The sequence below is a fragment of the Neorhizobium fuzhouense genome (genome assembly GCF_042611105.1).
Taxonomy (GTDB): domain Bacteria; phylum Pseudomonadota; class Alphaproteobacteria; order Rhizobiales; family Rhizobiaceae; genus Neorhizobium; species Neorhizobium galegae_A.
On record NZ_JBHFFP010000007.1, the window covers coordinates 55,201 to 77,834 of the forward strand.

Here is a 22,634-nt window from a genome sequence, read left to right on the forward strand (position 1 = left end):
AGCGATACATGCCGCAACTGGAGTGCGGCATGTATCGGCGAGGCATTCTTCAGTGCAGCTTTGCCTCGCTCACGGCGGCTTCAAAGCGCAGCCGCGCGTCCTCGGCCGTCTCACGGCCGTCGAGGGCCGCAAGGCAGGAGAGATGGGCGCGTGCAAAGCACATGCCCTTGATCGGCGGCCAGTGCCGATCCATGAACCGGATCGCCTCATGCGGCCCGGCGATCACGTCGCGGCCGATAGTGACGGGCTGCTGCCAATGTGTGCGTTCCATGTCTTCCTCCCATGGGGGCTCGTTCACATGCCTCTCCAACCATGCAGCACCGGCTGCGGTTCCATGGGCAGGCGCGGCCTCTTGCCCGACGATGCGCGCGGCAGGCGACCGTGCCGTAAATTTCATCTTAACGCCGTCATGAAAACTCTTTGGAAACCACCCATGATGATGATGGCCGCATCAGGATGGGACAGATATGGCAAAAGCAGCATCCAGTGGGCGACGGGGCCGGCGCAGGACAAGCAAGAAGACAGGCGCGCGCCTGTCGTTCTGGAGCGCAGCGCTCGTCGTGGTTCTGGGCGGGATTGTCGTTCACGACAATTTCGCCACGGTAAGCCGGTTTGTGGCGCGCAATTTTTCAGGCGGGACCAGCACGCAACCGGCATCCAGGCAGGCATCCGCCACGCATGCTGCTCCGGAGGCATCGCCGGTACGTCCTCAGGTAAAGACGCCGGTGCCGCCGCGTGGCATTGGCCAGGGGCAGGAAGCCACAACCGTGGAAGAGGTGCTGGCGAGGCAGGCGAATCTGCCGCCGGAAAAAGTAGCCGCCGTTAAACCCGCAGATGACGGGCTCGTGGGGCAGGGCTATCGCAATACCTTCTACTTCTGCGGCACATCCGGTCTCGACAACTGCGTGGCAAGCGGCGGTGTCTTCTGGTTCCACAAGCAGGAAATCCGTCTCGCCGATGTGGTGGCGCCGAAGACGGAAAACGCCCGCTGCGATCTGGAGCGGCAGAAGGGATTTGCCGCCAAGGTACGTCTGCGCGACCTGCTCAACCAGGGCAGCTTCGATCTCGTCGACTGGCCGAATGCCGATGGCGACGCTCATGGTCGCAAGCTTCGGGTGGTGCTGCGCGGTGGCCAGTCGCTCGGGCAGCAATTGGTGCGCGAAGGCCTGGTTCAGGGCGTGGCCGGTGCACCGCGCCCCTGGTGCTAGAGGCGCTGAGCTTTTTGCGTCGGAACGAGAATAGATCGACCTTGGAACCCTGCTGTTTAGAATTTGGGAACCACTTCCAGCGATTGTTCACCCTAGTGAATTGATTCGATTGTGTGCGTATTAGGAGACACCATGGCGCTTGCACATTTCCCCGCCGATCGACGTAGGGCAGACATCAAGCGTTGTGCGCAGGCACTGCTCGATCTTCAGGGCGAGGAGGCCAACCGGTTCTGGCGCGCCGAGATGGCGCAGCTTGCAAAGGGCCTGATGCGCCAGGGTGCTTCCGGCGAAGAGGTTTCGCATCAGGCGGGCCTGTTCATGAATGCCGTGCAGATGGAATTGCAAAATCTGTTTGCCGAGGAAGAAGAGCGGGCACTCGACGCGCGCGCCTGATCTGCAGAGTGGGGCAGGCTTTGCCCCTACTCGACCCCGGACGCGGATCTGCTGCGTCCGGCGAATTTTTCGTGATGAGCCACAGGCACCCTTGCCGGGGACGTGAAGCGGCCGTTGCGTATCCTTCGAATCATTTAGCCGGTCAGGACGTGCATCGCGTGGTGCAACGAGATCAATGCTCAAGCGAGCGCTATGGTCGCGATTGTTTCAAGGAGCAAGACATCAAGGGAAATTAAAATAAGCGCCGCGTCGATTTATTCATCACATCTGCGCTTCAGCGTATTGCATTCTTCCTGAAAGAGAAGAATGGTGGGTGATGTAGGGCTCGAACCTACGACCCGCTGATTAAGAGTCAGCTGCTCTACCAACTGAGCTAATCACCCATCCGTGCGGCCCTGCGTTTCAGCGGCGCCGCTGGTGTGAGAGGGCGTATAAAGGGGTTGTTTCAGCTTGTCTAGCGCCCTTTCAAAAAAACTTTCGTTTCTTTTCAACAGGCCTTCCATCAAGCGCCAAGTTTTGTCGCGAAACGCCTGCAAAGCCGGGCTTTTGGTCTTCACCAAAAAAATCGCGCTCTACCGGCTTCCGCGGCCGGCGGTGCTGGAGTGGCAATCCGGTGGGCTGGGCGGTTGAAACTTCAGGCGAGGAACTGGCCGTTCATGCGCAGTCTGCGCTAGGATGTCGACGCATGGCAACGATTGCGCGGCATGGAGGAAGGCACCAGTGACCATTGAGGACGATATTGCAAAGGTGGCAGAGCAGGAGCGGCTGCTGCAGTTCGATCGCTTCGATCTGGGGGACGCGTTTTCGCTCGGCGTGCATCTGCGCCAGCTTGCGGTGGAGCGCGGGCATGCGGTCTCGATCGATATCTGCATCAACGGCATGCAGGCGTTCTTTGTCGCCTTGCCGCAGGCAAAACCGGATTTCGAACACTGGATCCGCCGCAAGCGCAATCTTGTGCTTCGCTTCCTGCGCGCAAGCTACGGCTTTGGGCTGGAGTTGAAGGCGCAGAATACCACGATGGAAGAGAAATTCGGGCTGAACAGCGCCGATTACGCCGCCCATGGCGGTGGCTTCCCGATCACCGTGCGGGGCGTGGGCTGTATCGGAGCGGTGACAGTGTCCGGCCTGCCGCAGCGCGACGATCATAATCTGGTGGTGGAGGCGCTGGCATTCCATCTGAGGCTGGACGAGGCATCGCTGCGGCTTTCCTGACGTCGCCTTACCGTCTGTGAGCGCATCAAAAAAGAAACCGGATGCTTGCGCACCCGGTTTCCGTAAAAGTACCGAAGGTCGGCCGATTTAACGTCGAAACATTCGGGCGATGGCGATCAGGATGCAGGCGCCGATGAAGCCGGCGATAAGATAGCCGATCCAGCCACCCAGCACGATGCCGAAGACGCTGAGGAGTGCGTTGGCGACGATGGCGCCGACGATGCCCAGGATGATGTTCATCAGAACGCCCATGTTGCTCTTCATGAACTGTTCTGCCAGCCAGCCGGCAATGCCGCCGATGATGATGGCTGCGATCCAGCCGATACCTGCGTTTTCCATGACCTTACCCTCTCGTTTTCATAGATGTCGGCCCGTCAACGCCGGTCGCAGGCGATTGTTCCACCGCTGGCTTTTGCGCATGGGAAACCGGGCAAAGCTGGCCGCCGCCTGTCCGCCCATGACGCGCTTGCCTTAGTTCCGCCCCCTCGCGCGTGTGGAAGCGCAACAGTCCGGCCATTCCGCTTCCCTTGGAGGCGAAGTGAATTTATGGACAGATACATTCTCTGCACGGGGTTCCTGCCTTGACGACATTCGCCTTAGACCGGTTCTTGCCTTCCTTGCGCCTGCTGCTCTGCGTGATCTGCTTTGCGGCGGCCGCGATGGCCGCTGGCCCCTTGTCGGCGCAGGATGCTGCCGCAGCGATTGCTGCCGCAACGACCAAGGCGGCCAGCGGAACCCCCTCGGAGCAGAAGCCGGCCGAGGCGCCCGCGCCAGCGGATGCCGCCTCCGATACTGCCGCCGTCGATACCCAAGCCTTGCTTGTCGAGTCCCGCAAGATAGTGGATTCGCTGACTGCCCAGGCGGCGGACAAGGATGTGGAGGATTTTCGCCTCGCCGAGTTCAAGGTGCAGGCCGACGATCTGGTCACCCGCGTCGAGCAGGCGACCGCCAAGACCCGCCAGAGGCTTGAGCAGATCAAGGGCCGCTTTGCCCAGCTTGGCGAACCGCCGAAGGACGGGCAGCCGCCGGAAGCCGCCGTGGTGACGGAAGAGCGGAACCGCCTGCTGGCGGAGCGCAACGAATTGAACGCGGTAACGGCCGAGGCGGCCCAGGTGGTCGGGGCGGCCAAGGCCCTGTCGGGCAAGATCACCGAGCAACGCCGCCGGCTGTTCAGCGAAACGCTTCTCAAATACACCGACCTCTCGGCTGCCGTCTTTGTCGATGCGGGACAGGCCTTTACCGCTGAAGTGCATGCCTTCAACGCCGCGGTCAGCGGCTGGATCGGCTTTGCCTGGAAGTTCAAGAAACTGCAGCTGCTCTCGGCCATCTTCCTGTCGATCTGCGCAGCTTTGCTGTTTCTCGCCGGCGGCTACCGGCTGTTCGGCCGGATGATCAATCGTGACCTGTCGGTGGAAAATCCGCCCTATATCACGCGGCTCTCTTTCGCCTTCTGGTCTCTCATCGTCCAGACGGCGTCGCTGACGGCATTTCTGATCGCCACCTTCTTCTTCCTCGTCAGCTTCAACGTGCTGCGCCCGGATGTCGCCCCCATCATTGTCGCCTTCTTCGGCTTCGTCTGGGTGGTGTTCTTCGTCGCGCGTCTGAGCGGACTGCTGTTTGCGCCCCAGCATCCGAACTGGCGGCTGGCTCATGTGTCGAACCGCGGCGGGCGATGGCTCTACTGGCTGGTGCTCGGCATGGCCGTCATCAACGGCCTCGATTACATGCTGAGTGCCATCAGCGAGGCGCTCAACTCGCCGGTGGTGCTTACCATCGTCAAGAGCCTGATCGCCTCCGTGCTCGTGGGGCTGATCCTCATCGGCATGTCCTTCCTGCGTCCCAATCTGGCCGAAAGCAAGGATCCGGAAGAAGCCGGGCGTCCCTGGGCACGTGGTATCCCGCTCTTGATGCGCACCATGGGGCTCAGTCTGATCTTTGCGGTGCTGACCGGCTATGTCGGCCTCGCACGCTTTGCCTCGACCCAGTTCGTGCTCACCGGCGCCATGGTTGTTACCATGTATATCGGCATTCTCTCCGGCAAGGCCGTCGGCAAGCAGGGCAGCTTTGCCAATACGGTGGTCGGGCAGCATTTTGCCAAGCGGTTCAATCTGGGGGAGGTGGCGCTCGATCAGATCGGCCTTGCTGCCGGCCTTGGCATCTATGCGGTGGCGCTTCTGTTCGGCGTGCCGATGATCCTCCTCACCTGGGGCTTCCAGATCCAGGATATCCAGAGTGCGGCCTATCGTCTGTTCACGCAGATCTCCATCGGCAGCATCAACATCTCGCTTGTCGGCATCCTCGGCGGTATCTTGCTGTTCCTGCTCGGTTATATCGGCACCAACTGGGCGCAGCGCTGGATTGACCGCAATGTCATGGCGCGCAGCCAGGTCGATGCGGGCGTGCGCAATTCGGTCAAGACCGGTATCGGCTATCTCGGCATCGGCCTTGCGGTGGTGGTCGGCGTCTCGGCCGCCGGCATCGATCTGTCGAGCCTTGCGCTGGTCGCGTCCGCGCTGTCGGTCGGCATCGGCTTTGGCCTGCAGAACATCGTGTCGAACTTCGTCTCCGGCCTGATCCTTCTGGTGGAACGTCCGTTCAAGGTCGGCGACCATGTCGTGACCGGGACGACCGAAGGCATCGTCAAGCGCATTTCGGTGCGCGCCACCGAGATCGAGACGTTCCGCAAACAGTCGATCATCGTGCCGAATTCCGATCTCATTAATGCCGCCGTCGGCAACTGGACGCACCGGAACCGCATCCAGCGCTCGGAAGTGCCGGTGAGCGTCAGCTATGACGCCGATCCGAAACGCGTGATCGCGCTGCTTCTGGAACTCACGGGAGCCGTACCGGAGATCCTGCGCAATCCCGAGCCGCATGTGGAATTCCTGCGGTTCGGCGCGTCCTCGCTCGATTTCGAACTGCGCTTTCACCTCGCCGACATGAATGATGGCCTCACCGTGCGCAACAATCTGCGCGCCGAGATCCTGAAACGGTTCCGCGCCGAAGGCATCGAGATGCCGTATCCGCATCAGGACGTGAATATCCGCGGAACGGTGCTGACCCGGCTTGAGCCTTCGGCTTCCAGGATCCCGGAAAAGGCGTCGCAGACAGACAAGCATGACGAAGGTGAGGATGGGTCTCCCAGGCCGGCGTGAACCGCGACCAAAGCTGCCCTGCAATTGGCACCTGTCAAATTGGTGCCCGTCGCGGCAAGCTTGTCGCATGTCGTAAACAGGCGTTTGGCCGGCGGGCCGGGGTTGCATAGTCGGCGCAGAAAATCATGCGCGGGCGCCGTTCATCGGGCGCTTGTTTGTTGAGAGGGGTTGCTCAGATGAAGACACATGCACGGGCGGTCGTGATCGGTGGCGGGGTCGTGGGTGTTTCGACACTCTATCACCTGGCCAAGAAGGGCTGGAACGATGCCATCCTCATCGAGCGCAAGGAACTGACGTCGGGGTCCACCTGGCATGCGGCGGGCCTTCTGCCGCTGTTCAACCTCTCCTATTCGGTGGGCCAGCTGCACAAATATTCGGTCCGCTTCTACGAGGAGCTTCAGGCGGAAACCGGCATGAATGTCGGCTTCTCGAAAGTCTCCAACATTCGTCTCGCCCGCACCAAGGACCGCTGGGACGAGTACATGTATTATGCCGGCATTGCCGAAACGATCGGCGTCAAGGTCAATATGCTGACGCCGGAAGAGGTCAAGGAGATCTGGCCGCTCTGCGAAACCGATGGCATTCTGGGCGCCATCCAGCATCCCGATGACGGCTATATCCAGCCGGCAGATCTGACGCAGGCGCTGGCCAAGGGCGCGCGCGATTTCGGCGCCACCATTTACCGCAACACAACCGTCACTGCCATCGAGCAGCAGCCGGACGGGCTTTGGAAGGTGACGACCGACAAGGGCGAGGTGACCGCCGAGCACATCATTTCCTGCACCGGCAACTTTGCCCGCAAGACCGGCGAAATGGTCGGGCTCGATGTGCCGGTGATCCCGGTCGAGCATCAGTATATCGTCACCGAGCCGCATCCGGCGATCCTCGAGCGGCGCCGCCAGGGCCTGCCGGAAATGGGCGTGCTTCGCGAATCCGACAGCGCCTGGTACATGCGCGAGGAGGCCGGCGGCCTCATCCTCGGGCCCTACGAGGTCGGCGCACCGGTCTGTTATGTCGATGGTCCCTCGGCCGAAAGCGAGTACGAGCTGTTCCAGGAAGAGCTGGACCGCCTGATGCCGCATATCGAGACCGCGATTGCCCGCGTGCCGGCCTTTGGTGAGGTGGGCATCAAGAAGGTCTATAACGGCGCCATCGCCTATACGCCGGATGGCAACCCGATTGTCGGCCCGGCGCCGGGCTTGAAGAATTTCTGGCTGAACGAAGGCCATTCCTTCGGTATCACGGCCGCCGGGGGCGCCGGCTGGCAGCTCGCCGAATGGATCGTCGATGGCGAACCGACCGTCGACATGATGGGCGTCGATCCCCGCCGCTTCGGCCCCTATGCGACGGAAGGCTACCTCATTGCCAAGAACGAGGAAGCCTATGCTAACGTCTTCACCATGCATTACCCGGACGAGGAGCGTGCTGCCGCCCGTCCGCTGAAGGTGACGCCCGTCTATGACCGCCTGAAGAAGCTGGGCGCCGTCTTCGGCTCCGTCTACGGCTGGGAGCGCGCCAACTGGTTTGCGCCGGAAGGCTATGAAGTGCCCGCCGACCAGCTCGGCGTCGGCGCCGATGTCATCACCAGCCACAACCATGCGCCGCCGACGGCGGATGGCCGCATCGTGGAAAAATGGTCGTTCCGCCGCTCGAACTATTTCGAGCATGTCGGCAACGAGGTGAAGAACGTCCACGAGAATGTCGGCGTGCTCGACATGTCGGCCTTTGCCAAGATGGAAGTTTCCGGCCCTGGCGCCCGCGCCTGGCTCGAATCGATCCTGGCCAATGCCATCCCGAAGAAGCGCGGCCGCATCGCGCTCTGCCATCTGCCGACGCCGGCCGGCGGCGTAAAGGCGGAATTTACCGTCTACGAATGGGCACCGGATCGCTTCTACATGGTGTCGGCCGGCTTCCTCGAAGCCCATGACCACGACCTGCTGCAGCGCCTTGCGCCGAAGGACGGCTCCGTCATCCTGCAGCCGATCACGCAGAAATACGGGGTTCTGGTGCTGGCCGGGCCGAAATCGCGCCAGCTCCTGAAGAAGCTCACCCGCACCAGCCTGGACAACAAGGATTTCCCCTGGCTCACGGGCAAGAAGATCTCGGTGGGCGTGGCAACGGCGCATGCCCTACGCGTCAACTTCATCGGCGAACTGGGTTGGGAACTGCATCACCCGATCGAGATGCAGGCCTATCTCTTCGACAGGCTGATGGAAGCCGGCGCCGAGTTCGGCATCAAGCCCTTTGGCATCCGGGCGATGGTCTCCATGGCGGTCGAAAAGTCCTATCGCAATATGGGTCGCGAACTCTCCATCGAGTACAACGCCTTCGAATCAGGCCTCGATCGGTTCATCCGTCCCGAAAAGCAGTTCATCGGCCGCGATGCCATGCTGGCGGCGCGCGACAAGGGACTGCGCAATACGTTCGTCACGCTGATCGTCTCCGGCAATGAGGATGTCGATGCCCGCGGCTCCGAAGCGATCTACAACGAGGCAGGCGAACTGGTCGGCCGTGCGACGAGCGGCGGTTTTGGCTGGCGTATCGGCAAGTCCGTGGCGCTCGCCATGGTGCGGCCGGACCATGCGGGCGAGGGCACGAAGCTGAAGATCAAGATCCTCGGCAAGCTGTTTGACGCGGTCGTGGTGGCTGAGAGCCCGTTCGACCCGGACAATGCGGCGATCCGCGCCGCTTGATCCGCACGATCAAGAATTGATTGACCATAAATCAAAGGCGGCTCGCAAGGGCCGCCTTTTTCGCTTGATTGTGTAACTTGTGCCCGCCGCGTTTAAGGGTTCGGCAAGTCTGGCTTTTTATATTCAATGCATCTCGAATATAAAGAAGGCGGATCATGACGTACCTCGGAATTTCCGGAATGCAATACTCTGGTGAACAGTTTCCGGATGCACGCATCATCGTGGCGGAAGACTCGAACGTCTTCACCTCCATGATCCGCCAGCGCCTCAAGGAAATCGTTGGCGTCGACGTGGACATCTGCCGCACCCACGAAGACCTGATGATGGCAAACGAGCTGTCGGAGGAGCCGGTGACGCTGGCAATCTCCAACATCAACCTGCCGGGGGCTGAAAACGGCGAGGCGCTCGAATACCTGCTCGATCTCAACATTCCGACCATCGTCTTTACCGGCACGTTCCAGGAACAGACGCGTGAAAAGTTGCTGGCCAAGGATATCGTCGACTATATCCTCAAGGACAATGTCTTTGCCGTGGAAATGCTGGTCGAATCGGTCTGCCGCTTCCTCACCAACCACCGCCATCACGTGCTGATCGTCGATGACAGCCCGACGGCCCGGGCGCTCCTGTCCACCCGCCTGAAGCGCTACAATTTCAGGGTCAGCGTTGCCGAAAGCGGTGCAAAGGCCATCGATCTCCTGAAGAAGAACGCCGATATCGGCCTTGTCGTCACCGACTACAATATGCCCGATATCGACGGCTTCGAACTGACGCGCCGCATCCGCTCCGTGCGCGGCTCGCACGAACTGCGCGTCATCGGCGTTTCCTCCTCGACCGACCGGCTGCTGTCGGCGCGCTTCCTGAAGGCCGGCGGCAATGATTTCATGCTGCGCCCCTTCATCGACGAGGAGTTTTACTGCCGCGTTAACCAGAACCTCGATACGCTCTTGCAGATCAAGTCCATGCAGGCTTATCAGCGGCGTGAAGCCTCCGCCAAGGCTGCCGTTCCGGCCTGATCTCCACCGCCGTGGCTGGTCTGCCTGCGCCGCGTTCCGAAAGGGACGCGGCGTTTCAGGTTCTTGCCGCAAGTCTCGCAGCTGACGGGTGCTCGACCGGCCAGAACCTTGCAGCAACACGCCAGCTTTTTCATGCGGCCGCTCCGCCATGCGCGCAACTTGCGCACACCGGAGATGTTTGACGTCAGAGACGGAGAACCCGGATGTCACAGCCCCATCAGCAACCCATGACCCTTTCCAGCCGGCTTGACCGGAACATTGCCGCGCTTCTGGAGCGGCGCACGCAGGAAGAGGCGCGCTCCTCGAGGCAGGACAAGGCCGCGGGCGCCCTTACCCGTTTTGCCGGATCGATGACCTTCGTCTATCTCCATGCCTTCGTCTTCGGGATCTGGATCCTCGTCAATGTCGGCCTTCTGTCGTTGATCCCCGCCTTTGACCCGTCTCTTGTCATTCTGGCCATGGTGGCATCGGTGGAGGCCATCTTCATCTCCACCTTCGTCATGATCAGCCAGAACCGGATGGCCAAGGCCGATGACAAGCGGGCGGATCTCAACCTGCAGATTTCGCTGCTGGCGGAACACGAGGCGACGCAGATCCTCTCCATCGTTGCCGCGATCGCCGAAAAGCTCGGCGTACCCGTCGAGCAAAGCGCCGAAATCCGGGACCTGCAGAAGGATGTCACGCCGGAAGAGGTTCTGGATACGCTCGAGCGCGCGTCGGCCGAGGACGCGAACGACCCGCCGTGACGCGCGGGCGTGGCCCAGCCTCCAATGGCTAGACCACCACCCCGGTCCGAACGGTGTTCATCGTCAGCTTGCGTTCGGCCCGTTCCTGTTGCGGCGAGCGGTTGTAGACCTCGCGATAACACTTGGAGAAATGCGAGGCGGAGACAAAACCGCAGGCGACCGCCACTTCCACCACCGGCATTGAGGATTGCACCAGCAGATGGCGGGCACGATCGAGGCGGATTTCCAGATAGTAGCGGGCCGGCGACCGGCCCATCTCCTGGCGGAACAGCCGCTCGATCTGCCGGCGCGACAGGCCGACATCGTCGGCAATCTCGATCAGCGACAAGGGTTCGGCCAGGCTGCTTTCCATGAGCTCGATGATCTGCAGCACCTTGGCGTTCTGCACGCCCAGCCGTGCCCGCAGCGGCAGGCGCTGGCGGTCATGCGGGTTGCGCACCCGATCAGTCAGCTGCTGCTCGCAGACCCGGTTCACCAGCGTTTCGCCAAAATCCTGGCCGATGAGGTTCAGCATCATGTCGAGCGAAGCGGTGCCGCCGGCACAGGTGTAGAGATTGCCGTCCACCTCATAAAGATCGGCATAGACTTCGGCCTGCGGAAAGGCCTCGGCAAAGCCCGGCAGGTTCTCCCAGTGGATGGCGCAGCGCTTGCCGTTGAGCAAGCCCGCCTGCGCCAGCACATGGGCGCCCGTACAGAGACTGCCGACGGCGACGCCGCGATTGTAGGTCTCGCGCAGGAAGGCGTTGACCGACTTGTTGTTGAATTCCTCCACGTAGACGCCCGAACAGATCAGCACCATGTTCGGCCGGTGCTCGCCGCCCAGATGCCGGCGTTCATCGGCCAGCGAACTGGTCACCTCGATGGCGATGCCGCTTGAGGAAAACACTTTCTCGCCATCGGTGGAGGCGAGGCGCCATTCATAGGCGGGGTAACCGAGCATGCGGTTGGCAATGCGCAGGGTTTCCACCGCCGCGGCAAACGGCAGCATGGTGAAGTGGGGGACGAGAAAAAAGACAAGCGTGCGCTTCGTGACCTGAGGCTTGTTCATCGCAGAGGGGGCTCCGTGGCGGATGCTCATTCCTCGCGTGAAAATATGGTGCATCAATGTCCCATTGGCGACATCTATAGCTGTATTCGCGCCGTTTTGGCGAAAGCGGATCTCACGGTCGTTTCGTTTTTGCGACATCTGCGGCCACATGCCCGATCCGGGGTCAACTGGCGCAAGTTTTAGGCTAAGGCGGCGTAATTAAAGTGCAAACATGAGAGGCTTGAAGAAACCCGCGTCCTGGCCCTGAAGGACGCGGGTTCAGGTCATGTCGCATTTCAGCATTCAGCGGCGCCTCGTCTCGGCCGCGTCGCCCGCGGGCCAGCCGATATCCTTGCGCGCGTCGAACGGCAGCGCTTCGAGCAGCCGTTCGGTCTGGCGCCGGCGATAGGCGGCACGCCAAAGCGCTGCCAGTGCAAAAGCCTTGTGCAAGAGCGGCAGGGAAGGCAGCTGCCACCGCCTTTGCCCGCTCTCGATGCGGTGGTCCAGAATCATGGTCATTATCGTTCTCCTTTAGGGTGCGACCGCGCCGGTCGCGGCGGTAGAGATGCACCGGCGATTTCAATCAATCAAACGAATGAATTTTATGCCACGCATCGAATTTTGTGATTCATTCGTCTGGTGGCGACCATGCGTCCGGATTGACGATCAATCAAACGAAATGATATGGTGCTTATGTTCAGTTAAATTGAAAGATAGACCGATGAACGCACCCTTCCGCCACAGCCTGCCGCTTCTGGATAACGACGTCCTGCGCACCTTCGTGGCCATTGCCGAAACCGGAAATTTTTCAACGGCTGCCGAAGCCGTGCTGCGCACGCCGTCTGCCGTCTCTATGCAGATCAAGAAACTGGAGGAGCAACTGCGCACCACGCTCTTCCTGCGCGATGCGCGCTCCGTGAGCCTTACCCAGCATGGCGAAATGCTGCTGTCCTACGCGCGGCGCATGATTGCCCTGTCCAATGAAGCGGTGTCGCGGTTTGTCATGCCGGAACTGTCGGGCGTGGTGCGGCTGGGTGCTGCAGACGACATTGCCGAACGGCTTTTGCCGACGATTCTGAGAGATTTCGGCGCGACTTTTCCGGGGATCATGGTCGATGTGACCGTGGACATGAGTTCCAATCTGCGCCGCCGGATGGAAGAGCAGCGGCTGGATCTTGCCCTTATCAACTGCGCCATGCGGCCATCGCCGACCGAGGGCGAAGTGGTGTTTCGGGAAAATCTTGTCTGGGCGGGCGCAAAATGCGGCACGGCGCATCTGCGCGATCCGCTGCCCATTTCGATCTGGGAGGATGGCTGCATCTGGCGGCATGAGGCGGTCACGCGCCTGGAGGCGGTGAAGCGTCCCTACCGGATTGCATATCTGAGCGCCAATACCATGGCGCAGCGGGCCGCGGTGGTGTCCGATCTCGCCATCGCCCCGTTCCCGCGCTCCTATCTCGGCGAAGACATGGTGGTGCTGGGCCCGAAGGAGGGATTGCCGGAACTGATCGCTTTCGACATCCGGCTTGTCACGGCACCGAACCTGTCGGTGCCGGGCAAGGCGGTCGCCGAAAGTATCCGGGAAGCCTATGGCGAGATGCAGCGTGCGGCCGCCTGACGATTTCCCTCACACCTTCGGCCTGCGGCTCCCGCCATGACCCTCGCGCACGCGCCGGGGAGGGCCGTTCGGACGCCTCGGCACCCCAGGGGCGCCTCTGGTTGAACGGCCCGTTCCTCGTCTCCTTGGCGAACGGGCGGAGTGTCACGGCACGGGCCACTCTTCATATCACACCCAGCACCGTCAGCGTCGCCACCACCAGGACGGTCGCGATGGCGAAACTGGAACGCATGACCATGCGGCGGCGATGCTCCACGCCAGTCCAATCATATTGCATCATGCTGCCTTTCTGCCCCCGCCGCGGGATCGTCATGACCAGGCGGGACTGTGTCGCGGATCGGCATTCCACGTATCGCTTTATTAGCGATTAAATCCTGTGCGAACCTGCCCAAGTTTTGTGCGCACGCGCGGGGCCTCGATGCCCGGCCGGCTGCGGGCCTGCAAGGACCGGGGGCGGGGCTGGCGGCTGTCTCTGAGTTACCAGATGCCGCGGGTCAGGCCGTTGAGGAGATAGGTCCAGATGGGGGGAGGATAGCGCAGCACGGAGCGGCCGGGCGGCCGGTAAGGCTGCAACTGGCCAAGCAGTGCATCATCGATGGCGCGGATGGAAATCTGCGTGCCGGCCGCGGTCAGCAGCAGCGGATAGGTGACAATCGAATCGCGCCGCGAGGGCGATGGCCGCACTTCGTACAGCGTGTCGCCCGTATCGAGCCCCGCATCGACGAGGTGCACCGTGGCGCCGAAATTGGCTGCGTCGCGCTCCGCCAGCGCCCAGTATCCGCCCATCTGTCCCCTGTACATCGGGTTGATGCCCGCGTGGAAATTGAGGATCGGACAGGAAATCGCGGCGAGCGTGCCGCGGGAGAGGGCGCGGCAGGAGATGAGGAAGACGACGTCCGGCTTCAGGCGCAGGATTTCCGCCTGCGCTTCGCGGCTGTTGAGCGAGGAGACGCGCGTGGTTCTGATCGAGGCATCGGCGCCGGCCCAGAGCCGGTATTCCTCCAGAATCTCTTCCGTCCGGGTGAGCGTCATCTGCTTGGCTAACCGCGACAAGGCCATGGTCGCCAATTGGCCAAGGGCCGTCAGCCGGCCGAGGCGCTTGGCGCGTCGCCGGTAAATCGCCCGCTTGGGCTCGGCGTCCTCCTGAAGGACCTGTAGCTTTGGAAAGCACTTGGCCAGCGCGTTAATCATCACCTGTGGATTGAGCCCGCCGGACGTCAACACAACTACTTTTGCCTCGCGTCTGTGCTGCATCCCCACCCTGTTCTCTGCGGCCTCTTCCCCGTGTGCATTTATGCGCGCATGCGCAGAAAAAAAGGTTAAGACAAAGTCTGGACATCTACATTTTTGGGCTTGTCGGCGAGAAAGCCGGGTCCGGCCGAAAAAGAGATGATGAGGGCCGTGAACTTTTTGCCGCCTCATACGTTCCAGAGGCGGAAACACACTTTCCCGACACAATCCTGTCCATCACCCCCGGAGAATTTCCCAATGACGGCCAAGACCCTCACCGTACTCGCCGCAGTCTTCACCGCGACACTGTCCCTCTCGTCCTGCGGCAACACGATCCGTGGCATGGGTCAGGATACTGCAAACACCGTCAACGCCACGCAGGATGCCGGCCATCGCGTCGAGCGCGCCGCGCGCTAAGGCAAAGTACGGGTTCTGCAACAAGGCCGGTCCGCTCGACCGGCCTTTTTGCGTCTGGTTCGGGCGTCGGATTTTATTGGTGATAAATTTTGTCATGTTTGTTGCCGCACCCCGGACAAGCTGATATCAGCCGACAGGGCGGGACGATCGACCACGCGTCTTTATCCTCAAAAGCCCGGGCCGTCGTATTGAAGGGATCGCGATCAAGATGAGCGCAGCAGAAGTTCTGGACAGACCCCACCTGGCCGAGGAAAGCCGCACGAAGCGGTTGAAGGCGGCAACGCATTCGGCGCATGAGCGTCTTGACCAGAGGATCATGCGCGCAAATCCATTCGCCGACCGGGAAAGCTACGGGCGGTTCCTCATCCTGCAATACCGCTTCCATCGGGATCTCGACGCGCTGTTTTCCAATGCCGATCTGGATGCGCTTCTGCCGGACTTGGCCGGACGCAATCGCTTGGCTTTCGTGGGCCAGGATCTGGCGGATCTCGGCCTTGCCGTTCCGGACGCGTCGGAGCCGCCGATCTTTGCCGCCGGGCAGTCCATTGATCTCGCCGAAGCGCTCGGCTGGCTCTACGTCATCGAGGGGTCCAACCTCGGTGCGGCCTTCCTTCTGAAATATGCAGCCAAACTCGGCCTAGACGAAAATTTCGGAGCCCGCCATCTGGCCGGCTCACCGACCGGGCGCGGCCTTCACTGGCGCACGTTCACGGCTGCTCTCGATGGCATAGACCTGTCGGGCGAAGCCGAACAGCGTGCCATCACCGGTGCCGAGGCCGCCTTCCGGCGCGTCCATGCGCTTGCCGAGGAATGCTTTGCCTGAGCAACGGTAAGGCAGGCGGCAAGCCCGGTCTGCCGGCCTCGTCAGCGACATGTCCCCTTGCGCCTTACACAGGCGCCTTCGGATAGGCGCGCGCCAGCCCGCCGGATCGTTGAAGACCGTCCTTGAAGGCTGCAAAAGCCGGATGCTGGCTGGACTTGGAGGCTTCCGAAAGGCGCACCTGCAGGCGCGCCGGTGCCGTCTTGCCGATCCATTCGCCGCATTTCTGCAGTTTCAGCGAATGCAGAAACGTCGAGCCTGCCGCGCGATTGAGATAGAGATGCAATCCGTCGAGAAGCGCCTCGTCGGATTTCGGATTTTCCATCATCAGTTGCAGGAAGGACTGGTTTTCCGGAAGCAGAGCCGCAAGCGCGTCGGCCACGGTTTCTCGGTTGGCAAGGGAAGCAATCTCGGGCATCGGCCTGTCCTGTTGGTGGTCTGAACAGCGTCCGATGACGCATATGCAGACGGTCTAATGGTCTTTGGACAGGCACGAAAGCGCAGGAACCTTGTGGCAAGCTGGCGCGGCACTCCCTAGTGCTAGCAGGAGTGCTAGCAGGCCGTTGGCGTCACCATGGCGGAGATCAATGTCGCGAAATCCAGCCGGCCAAGCGGCTGGCCCGCCTCATCCACGACAATGGCTGCCGTGACATTGGCAAGCGTCATCTGTCGTGCGGCCGTTTCAAGCGTCATTGCCGCGTCCACCGTAAAGCCCGGGGCGGGGCCTTCGACGCTCTCCAAAGGCGTCATGACCGTCCTTGCCTGAATGATTCGGCCCCGATTGACCTCTCGCACGAAGGACGCGATGTAGGCGTCGGCGGGCTTGAGCACGATCTCCTGTCCGCTGCCCTGCTGCACCACCTGTCCATCGCGCAGGATGGCGATGCGGTCCCCAAGCCTGAGCGCCTCGTCAAGGTCGTGGGTGATGAAGACGACGGTCTTCTTCAACTCCGCCTGCAGATCGAGAAGCACGGCCTGCATGTCGACGCGAATGAGCGGATCAAGCGCCGAATAGGCCTCGTCCATCAGCAGAATGTCGGCGTCGGTGGCAAGCGCCCGCGCAAGCCCCACTCTTTGCTGCATGCCGCCGGAAAGCTGGTTCGGATAATGGTTCTCGAAACCGGAAAGACCGACGCGATCGATCCAGTGGCGCCCCGTCTTCAGGCTGTCTGCTCGCGCAACACCCTGTATATCCAGCCCATAGACGGTGTTTTCCAGAACCGTCCGATGCGGCAGGAGCGCAAATTTCTGAAACACCATCGCCGTCTTGTGGCGGCGGAACTCGCGAAGCTGGCTCTGGTTCATCCGGCAGATATCGGCGCCGTCATAGACCACTTCGCCGGCCGTCGGCTCGATCAGGCGGTTGATGTGGCGGATGAGGGTGGATTTTCCGGAGCCGGACAGGCCCATCACGACGGTGATCGCACCGCCCGGCATGGAGATGTTGATGTCCTTCAGCCCCAGCACATGGCCATGGGTCTCGTTCAGCTCCGCCTTGCTCATGCCCGCCTTGACGGCGTCGATATAGCTTGCGCCCCTGCTGCCGAAAATCTTGTAGAGACCGCGGATCTCGATGCCGTGACTAGCCATGCACCACCTCGGAATGTTTCTGCAGCCGCTTGCCGAACGCCTGGCTGGCGCGATCGAAAATGATGGCAATCGCAACCAGGGCAAAGCCGTTGAGGAAACCGAAAGTGAAGAACTGGTTGTTGATCGCCTGCAGCGTATTCTTGCCGAGCCCGCCGACGCCGACCATGGAGGCGACGACGACCATGGCGAGCGACATCATGATGGTCTGGTTGATGCCGGCCATGATGGTGGGAAGGGCAAGCGGGATCTGCACGTTCCAGAGCTTTTGCGCGGGCGAGGAGCCGAACGCATCGGCCGCTTCCAGCACGTCGCGATCGACCAGGCGGATGCCGAGATTGGTCAGCCGGATCATCGGCGGCACGGCATAGATGACGACGGCAATCAGTCCCGGCACCTTGCCGATGCCGAAGATCACCACCACAGGGATCAGGTAGACGAAGCTCGGCATGGTCTGCATCACGTCGAGCACCGGGTTCACCACCGCCTGCACACGGTTGGAGCGCGCCATGACGATACCGATCGGCAGGCCGATCAGAATGGCGATCAGGGTGGAGACGGTGACGATGGCAAGTGTGACCATCGTATCCTGCCAGAGCCCGACCAGCCCGATGGCGGCCATGCCGAGCGCAGTTCCGAGCGTGATCGTCTTGCTGCGGCTGGCGAGGTAAACGATTGCCAGCATCACGACGAGCACGACAATCCAGGCAGAGCTGGTAAACAGCCGCTCCAGATAGTTCAGGAACCATTGTAGAGGCTGAACCACCGCATCGATCACCTCGGCATATTGGCGCACGAGGCCCTTGAACCCGTCGTCGATCGTCTTGCGGGCCATGCGGATCGTCTGGTCGCTGATGGCCGGAAAGTTGCAGGCTATGTCCGGCAGCACGGTGCAGGTCGCCATTTCATCCCCTCGTTATTTCAAGACTTTTTGGGCTGGCAGTTGAGCGTGTGCATGATGCGGATCCCCGTCCGCCAGCCGATTGCAGCCGGCCTCCCTTGAGGGAAGGCCGGCGGACAAAAGATCAGTCATGCGCAGGGCGCTGCCTCAAAGGGCGGCCTTCACCTTGGTGGCGGCCTCGGGGCTCACCCAGGTCGTCCAGACATCCGGGTTGTTCTTCAGGAAGTATTTGGCGGCGTCCTCGTTGGTGCCCTGGTTGGCGTCCTGCCAGGCGAGGATGGAGTTCACCATGGCATTGCCCCATTTGCGCGCCTTGACGTAATCCAGCGCGACGCCTGCCTTTTCGGAAAACTGCTTGGTGATGACGGTATAGGCCTGCGAGGTGGGGTAGGAATTGACCTTCGGGTTGGGACAATCCGGCACGGCCGTGCAGGCATCCCAGTCCGCCTTGTCATGCGGGACGCCGAAGGAGAGCTTGGCCATTTCGTATTTGCCGAGGATGGCTGTCGGCGCCCAGTAATAGCCGAGCCAGCCGGTCTTCTTGGCAAAGGCGCCGGCGATGGAGCCGTCAAGACCGGCCGCCGAGCCGGTGTCCACCAGATCGAAGCCCTTGTCCTTGGCGCCGAGCGCCCGGTAGAGGTTGGCCGTCGAGACCTGGCAGTTCCAGCCCGACGGGCAGTTGGAAACGGCGCCCCTGGAGGCATCTTCCGGTGCGGGGAACAGTTCGGGATGTTTCAGCGCGTCCTGGACGGTCTTGATGTCCGGATGGGCGTCAGCGAGGAATTTCGGGATCCACCAGCCTTCGACCGCGCCATCGGCCAAAATTTCCGCGGCTATGATCAGCCGGCCCTCGCTGACAGCGGCATCGAGCGGCGTGCGCACCGCATTGACCCAGAGTTCCGGCGCCACGTCCGGCTGGCCCTTTTCGTTCATCGAGGTGAAGGTCGGCATCGTATCGCCGGTGACCAGCGTCACGGTGCAGCCATAGCCTTTTTCCAGGATGATCTTGTCGACCTGGGCTGCCACGCCGGCAGACGCCCAGTTCATTTCGGCGATGGAGACGTCGCCGCAACCGGCCGCCTGGGCGTTGCCTGCCATGGCATAGAGACCAGCCGCGAGTGCGGTGGAAGCGAGAAGTGTTTTCATCGTCTAAGACCTCCCAGTCTTTGATGGTTGTCAAAATGGAGCTTGCGTCGCGGAACGAACGGTCTGTTGTCTTGCAGGTACTTAAAAAGCGGGTCCGCTTCGGTGGCGGACCTTATGTCATGTCTGCTGATGCGGGCGCCGTTGCTTCGGGTTTCCGCTTGCTGCGGATTTTGACCCGTGCATGTGACAGGGATGTGAGCCTAAGCGTTTCGTGTTGAAAATCAACCTTGCCCGGGAGGAGGTGCCGCCGCTAGCAAGGGGTGAGGGCGCTCGCAAACCGGGTATTCTGCATCAAAAGACGCCACTTGCGGTGCAGGCTGCCGCTATTGTCGGCGGCGCTTGTCATGCAGCCGGCAAGGCTTTCAAAATCGCCCAAAAGTCACGCCTGAAGTTTGACACATGCTATCTGATTAGCGCCCTTTCTCGCCCGTCAAAAAAATATCGAAGCCGGCGTGAGAAAATCGAAAAAATCGCCGCCTTAATAACCGGTCGGTAACGAATGGACGGCTATTCAGTCTGACGAGGCGTCAAGCCCATGGCTCCGGATAGGTATTGCGTCCCGGAGCCAGATCGCTCTCCTTTTTGCTGCCGGCCACCATCTTTGGTGGTGTGAGGTGCGGCCGTTTTAACCATCATGATGAACACGAGCGTCGGTGAAGGTTGACAGTGTGTCTGACCTGCCGCACTCTCTTTTAGGTTTTGCTGCGTCCGGGACGTCGCAGCAGGGCTGGACGGACCAATCGGCGTTCTCCGGTGGAGAACAGGATCATGGCGGGCAGGGTGTGGGCGTGCAGGTGCCGCTCTCTCTGCAGGCTTCCAGCCGATGGCTTTCGGATTGTGCACGTGATCAGCCGGGGTGGCGACCTCTTTTCCTACGAATTTGCCACTCCTTCACGCGGGCGATGCGGCAAGCCTGGTCCGTCCCATTCTTACCCGACATTTCATGGCGCAGAGCATGGCAATTGAGCATTCCGGCAAGATCACCTTCGTGCTGGGCGGCGCCCGCTCGGGAAAATCCCGATTTGCCGAAGGCCTCGCCACGGAAAGCGGCCTCCAGAAACATTACGTGGCGACGGGGCAGGCCTGGGACGACGAGATGCGGCATCGCATCGCGCAGCACCGTGCCGATCGTGGCGATGGCTGGGTGACCCACGACGTACCCATCGATCTTGCCGCTGCCCTTACGGAGATCGCGTCCCCGGATCGGATCGTGCTTGTCGATTGCCTGACGCTCTGGCTTACCAATCTGATGATGGCCGAGCGCCCGGTGGAGGAGGAGGCACAGCAGATGGTCGCGTCGCTCGACCGGCTGTCTGGCCCTGTCGTCTTCGTCTCCAACGAAGTCGGCCTTGGCATCGTGCCGGAAAACCGGATGGCACGGCAGTTTCGGGATTATGCCGGGCGTCTGCACCAGCAGCTCGCGGCGGTATCCGATACGGTTTTCTTCGTCGCTGCCGGCTTGCCGCTGAAGATGAAGGGATAAGCCTCAGAGGCCAAGCCAGAGGCGGATCGGATGCGTCGGATCGGCGACGAGTTTGGTGGCCATGGCGAGGCAGGAGATGACCAGCAGCGGCTTGATGAGACGGGCGCCGCCGCGCATGGCAAGGCGCGAGCCGATCTGTGCGCCGATCAACTGCCCCACGCCCATGATCACCCCGACCTTCCAGAGGATCGCGCCGTTCACCGCAAAGACGGCGAGTGAACCGAGATTGGAGCCGAGGTTGAGAAGCTTCGTGTGGGCGGTCGCCTTCAGCATGCCGAAGCCTGCCAGCAGCACGAAGCCCAGCATGTAGAACGAGCCGGCGCCCGGGCCGAAAATCCCGTCATAAAGCGCGACGAAAGGAACCGCCGTCACGGCAAAGATGGCGGGCGAGATGCGGCGCGTGCTGTCCTTGTCGGAGAGATTGGGTTTCAGGGCAAAGAAGAGCGCGATGGCAACCAGAAGAAACGGAATGGCGGCCCCCAGAAGGCGCCCCGGCACGTGGGATGCAATCAGCGCTCCCATGCCGCCGGCCAGCATTGCGATGAGGGCCATCGGCAGCTGTTCCTTCAGCTTCACATGGCCGCGCCTTGCATAGGCAAGAGTGGCGGACGCAGTGCCGAACGGTCCCTGAACCTTGTTGGTGGCGATTGCTTCGAGCGGCGGCACGCCAGCGAGCAGCAGGCAGGGCACCGTGATCAGGCCGCCGCCACCGGCGATCGAATCGATGAAGCCGGCAAGGATCGCCGCCAGGAAGAGCAGCGCGAGGATCTGGGGGGCAAGGTCGTGCACGGATGAACTTTCGGGGGCAGGGCGGGCGTGGGTGGCAGGATCGGCAGGGGTGGACGCCGCCTTCTGGCACTTCGGCGCATCTGTCGCAAGCGTATGGCGCGGCCTTTGCCCTCCTTTCCGTGATCCTGTGCGGGCGACCGCCCGCCGGGCTTGCGTCGGCGGCGTTCGGCGCTATTGTGCCGCACTTCAAAACCGGCAGGACAGTTCAGCATGCACAAGGTGATTTTCGATACGGATCCGGGCATCGATGATGCGATGGCGCTTCTCTTCCTTCACAAGCACCCTGAGATCGACCTTGTGGGTGTGACGACCGTCTTCGGCAATGCACCGATCGAGATCACCACCCGCAATGCGCTTTACCTGGGCGAAGCCTGGAATATTCCGGCGCCGGTTGCCGAAGGGGCAGGCCAGACATTCGATCCGGCCCGCGGCGGCGCCTACTGGCCGACCGCCATACACGGCCATAACGGCATCGGCGACGTGCCGGTCCCGGACGCTCTGTCGCGCGAAAAAGATCCGCGTCCGGCATTCCAGTTCATCATCGACACCGTGCGTGCCCATCCGGGCGAGATCACGCTGATTGCCGTTGGCCGCATGACGAACCTTGCGCTGGCGCTGAAGGCGGATCCGGAGATTGCCGGTCTCGTCAAGCAGGTCGTCATCATGGGCGGCGCGTTCAATGTGAACGGCAATGTCTCGCCGGCCGCCGAGGCCAATATCCATGGCGATCCGGAAGCCGCCGATATCGTGTTCACCGCCGCCTGGCCGGTCGTGGTTGTCGGTCTCGACGTGACGCTGCAGACGGTGATGACGAGCGGGTTCCTAGCCGAGATGGTCGCCTCGGGCGCGCCTGAAATCCGGCTGCTCTCGGATATTTCCCAGCTCTACATCGATTTCTACAAGACCCGTGTCGCCGACGGCATGGTGGTGCATGACAGCTGCGCCTGCGTCTACCTCGTGCGTCCGGACCTGTTCGACACCAGAAGCGGTGCCATCCGCGTCGTCTGCGGCGGCATTGCCGATGGCCAGACGATCCAGAAGCCGGATGGCCGCGGCTTTCCGCCGGGTGCCTGGGATGGTTTTCCAAGCCAGAAGGTGACCGTCGGCGTGCGTCCTGAGGGCGTGCTCGAGGTTATCCGGGCAGCCCTGGTCGACGCTCGCGCCGCCTGACGCAAGGGCTTCGGCCCGCCTTTGGT

General features: G+C 61.7%; 24 protein-coding genes and 1 tRNA gene. 13 read left to right on the forward strand and 12 right to left on the reverse strand.

All coding sequences use genetic code 11. The features are described from left to right. Positions 1 to 49 precede the first annotated feature (49 nt). Entirely contained in the window at positions 50 to 271 is a 222-nt protein-coding gene (locus tag ACEXP3_RS13930; protein ID WP_377297836.1) for a DUF982 domain-containing protein, read from the reverse strand. Positions 272 to 467: 196 nt separating this feature from the next. On the opposite strand from ACEXP3_RS13930, the gene ACEXP3_RS13935 reads away from it, so the two are divergent. Together ACEXP3_RS13935 and ACEXP3_RS13940 are read left to right on the forward strand one after the other, a co-directional pair. Beyond that, positions 468 to 1,208, forward strand: a complete 741-nt coding sequence (locus tag ACEXP3_RS13935; RefSeq protein ID WP_377297837.1) for a thermonuclease family protein — start codon at positions 468 to 470, stop codon at positions 1,206 to 1,208. A 132-nt stretch (positions 1,209 to 1,340) separates the two neighbouring features. Beyond that, positions 1,341 to 1,601, forward strand: a complete 261-nt coding sequence (locus ACEXP3_RS13940; protein WP_210104777.1) for a DUF6074 family protein — start codon at positions 1,341 to 1,343, stop codon at positions 1,599 to 1,601. 307 nt (positions 1,602 to 1,908) lie between these two features. Here ACEXP3_RS13940 and ACEXP3_RS13945 read toward each other — a convergent pair. Continuing rightward, positions 1,909 to 1,984, reverse strand: a tRNA-Lys gene (locus ACEXP3_RS13945). Continuing rightward, the gene (locus tag ACEXP3_RS13950; protein ID WP_377297838.1) at positions 1,979 to 2,158 is read right to left on the reverse strand and encodes a hypothetical protein; all 180 of its coding nucleotides are present in this window, start codon (positions 2,156 to 2,158) and stop codon (positions 1,979 to 1,981) included. Before ACEXP3_RS13950 ends, ACEXP3_RS13945 begins: the two co-directional genes overlap by 6 nt. A 163-nt stretch (positions 2,159 to 2,321) precedes the next feature. Here ACEXP3_RS13950 and ACEXP3_RS13955 point away from each other — a divergent pair, with 163 nt between their 5' ends. Next, positions 2,322 to 2,813, forward strand: coding sequence for a heme-degrading domain-containing protein (locus ACEXP3_RS13955; RefSeq protein ID WP_377297839.1), 492 nt, complete (start codon positions 2,322 to 2,324; stop codon positions 2,811 to 2,813). Positions 2,814 to 2,900: 87 nt separating this feature from the next. Here the strand turns inward: ACEXP3_RS13955 and ACEXP3_RS13960 are convergent, their stop codons facing one another. Beyond that, entirely contained in the window at positions 2,901 to 3,152 is a 252-nt protein-coding gene (locus ACEXP3_RS13960) for a GlsB/YeaQ/YmgE family stress response membrane protein (protein WP_210104780.1), read from the reverse strand. A 320-nt stretch (positions 3,153 to 3,472) separates the two neighbouring features. Between ACEXP3_RS13960 and ACEXP3_RS13965 the strand changes: the two genes are divergently transcribed. The 4 genes from ACEXP3_RS13965 to ACEXP3_RS13980 all read left to right on the forward strand — a co-directional run bounded on the left by ACEXP3_RS13965 (position 3,473) and on the right by ACEXP3_RS13980 (position 10,420). Then, entirely contained in the window at positions 3,473 to 5,968 is a 2,496-nt protein-coding gene (locus ACEXP3_RS13965; protein WP_377297994.1) for a mechanosensitive ion channel family protein, read from the forward strand. A 176-nt stretch (positions 5,969 to 6,144) separates the two neighbouring features. Further along, complete coding sequence (locus ACEXP3_RS13970; protein WP_377297840.1) at positions 6,145 to 8,661, forward strand: GcvT family protein; 2,517 nt, start codon at positions 6,145 to 6,147, stop codon at positions 8,659 to 8,661. 155 nt (positions 8,662 to 8,816) lie between these two features. Then, complete coding sequence (locus tag ACEXP3_RS13975; protein ID WP_210104783.1) at positions 8,817 to 9,674, forward strand: response regulator; 858 nt, start codon at positions 8,817 to 8,819, stop codon at positions 9,672 to 9,674. 203 nt (positions 9,675 to 9,877) lie between these two features. After that, a complete protein-coding gene (locus ACEXP3_RS13980; RefSeq protein WP_377297841.1) occupies positions 9,878 to 10,420 on the forward strand; it encodes a DUF1003 domain-containing protein in 543 nt (180 codons plus the stop codon). A 28-nt stretch (positions 10,421 to 10,448) separates the two neighbouring features. On the opposite strand, the gene ACEXP3_RS13985 is transcribed toward ACEXP3_RS13980, so the two are convergent. Continuing rightward, positions 10,449 to 11,468: a GlxA family transcriptional regulator gene (locus tag ACEXP3_RS13985; RefSeq protein WP_210104785.1), complete on the reverse strand. Its 1,020-nt coding sequence runs from the start codon at positions 11,466 to 11,468 to the stop codon at positions 10,449 to 10,451. A 282-nt stretch (positions 11,469 to 11,750) separates the two neighbouring features. Further along, complete coding sequence (locus ACEXP3_RS13990; RefSeq protein ID WP_377297842.1) at positions 11,751 to 11,966, reverse strand: hypothetical protein; 216 nt, start codon at positions 11,964 to 11,966, stop codon at positions 11,751 to 11,753. Between the two features lie 160 nt (positions 11,967 to 12,126). Between ACEXP3_RS13990 and ACEXP3_RS13995 the strand changes: the two genes are divergently transcribed. Further along, complete coding sequence (locus ACEXP3_RS13995) at positions 12,127 to 13,065, forward strand: LysR family transcriptional regulator (RefSeq protein WP_210104787.1); 939 nt, start codon at positions 12,127 to 12,129, stop codon at positions 13,063 to 13,065. A gap of 477 nt (positions 13,066 to 13,542) precedes the next feature. On the opposite strand, the gene ACEXP3_RS14000 is transcribed toward ACEXP3_RS13995, so the two are convergent. Beyond that, the gene (locus tag ACEXP3_RS14000; RefSeq protein ID WP_377297843.1) at positions 13,543 to 14,319 is read right to left on the reverse strand and encodes a formyl transferase; all 777 of its coding nucleotides are present in this window, start codon (positions 14,317 to 14,319) and stop codon (positions 13,543 to 13,545) included. A gap of 234 nt (positions 14,320 to 14,553) precedes the next feature. On the opposite strand from ACEXP3_RS14000, the gene ACEXP3_RS14005 reads away from it, so the two are divergent. Then, positions 14,554 to 14,712, forward strand: coding sequence for an entericidin domain-containing protein (locus tag ACEXP3_RS14005; RefSeq protein ID WP_210104789.1), 159 nt, complete (start codon positions 14,554 to 14,556; stop codon positions 14,710 to 14,712). 208 nt (positions 14,713 to 14,920) lie between these two features. Beyond that, positions 14,921 to 15,535 (forward strand): biliverdin-producing heme oxygenase, encoded by a 615-nt coding sequence (locus ACEXP3_RS14010; protein WP_377297844.1) that lies wholly within the window; start codon positions 14,921 to 14,923, stop codon positions 15,533 to 15,535. A gap of 64 nt (positions 15,536 to 15,599) precedes the next feature. Here the strand turns inward: ACEXP3_RS14010 and ACEXP3_RS14015 are convergent, their stop codons facing one another. The 4 genes from ACEXP3_RS14015 to ACEXP3_RS14030 all read right to left on the reverse strand — a co-directional run bounded on the left by ACEXP3_RS14015 (position 15,600) and on the right by ACEXP3_RS14030 (position 19,166). Further along, positions 15,600 to 15,950 (reverse strand): hypothetical protein, encoded by a 351-nt coding sequence (locus tag ACEXP3_RS14015; protein ID WP_210104791.1) that lies wholly within the window; start codon positions 15,948 to 15,950, stop codon positions 15,600 to 15,602. 134 nt (positions 15,951 to 16,084) lie between these two features. Then, positions 16,085 to 17,122, reverse strand: coding sequence for a quaternary amine ABC transporter ATP-binding protein (locus tag ACEXP3_RS14020; RefSeq protein ID WP_377297845.1), 1,038 nt, complete (start codon positions 17,120 to 17,122; stop codon positions 16,085 to 16,087). Beyond that, on the reverse strand, positions 17,115 to 18,023 hold the full coding sequence (locus ACEXP3_RS14025; RefSeq protein WP_210104793.1) for an ABC transporter permease: 909 nt from the start codon (positions 18,021 to 18,023) through the stop codon (positions 17,115 to 17,117). Before ACEXP3_RS14025 ends, ACEXP3_RS14020 begins: the two co-directional genes overlap by 8 nt. 144 nt (positions 18,024 to 18,167) lie before the next feature. Then, on the reverse strand, positions 18,168 to 19,166 hold the full coding sequence (locus ACEXP3_RS14030; protein ID WP_377297846.1) for an ABC transporter substrate-binding protein: 999 nt from the start codon (positions 19,164 to 19,166) through the stop codon (positions 18,168 to 18,170). 214 nt (positions 19,167 to 19,380) lie between these two features. Between ACEXP3_RS14030 and ACEXP3_RS14035 the strand changes: the two genes are divergently transcribed. Both ACEXP3_RS14035 and cobU read left to right on the forward strand, forming a co-directional pair. Continuing rightward, the gene (locus ACEXP3_RS14035; RefSeq protein ID WP_377297847.1) at positions 19,381 to 19,662 is read left to right on the forward strand and encodes a hypothetical protein; all 282 of its coding nucleotides are present in this window, start codon (positions 19,381 to 19,383) and stop codon (positions 19,660 to 19,662) included. A gap of 459 nt (positions 19,663 to 20,121) precedes the next feature. Then, the gene (gene cobU, locus ACEXP3_RS14040) at positions 20,122 to 20,649 is read left to right on the forward strand and encodes a bifunctional adenosylcobinamide kinase/adenosylcobinamide-phosphate guanylyltransferase (RefSeq protein WP_377297848.1); all 528 of its coding nucleotides are present in this window, start codon (positions 20,122 to 20,124) and stop codon (positions 20,647 to 20,649) included. Positions 20,650 to 20,652: 3 nt separating this feature from the next. On the opposite strand, the gene ACEXP3_RS14045 is transcribed toward cobU, so the two are convergent. Then, positions 20,653 to 21,438, reverse strand: a complete 786-nt coding sequence (locus ACEXP3_RS14045; protein WP_377297849.1) for a TSUP family transporter — start codon at positions 21,436 to 21,438, stop codon at positions 20,653 to 20,655. Positions 21,439 to 21,648: 210 nt separating this feature from the next. On the opposite strand from ACEXP3_RS14045, the gene ACEXP3_RS14050 reads away from it, so the two are divergent. Next, on the forward strand, positions 21,649 to 22,608 hold the full coding sequence (locus tag ACEXP3_RS14050; RefSeq protein WP_377297850.1) for a nucleoside hydrolase: 960 nt from the start codon (positions 21,649 to 21,651) through the stop codon (positions 22,606 to 22,608). Positions 22,609 to 22,634: the final 26 nt, after the last annotated feature.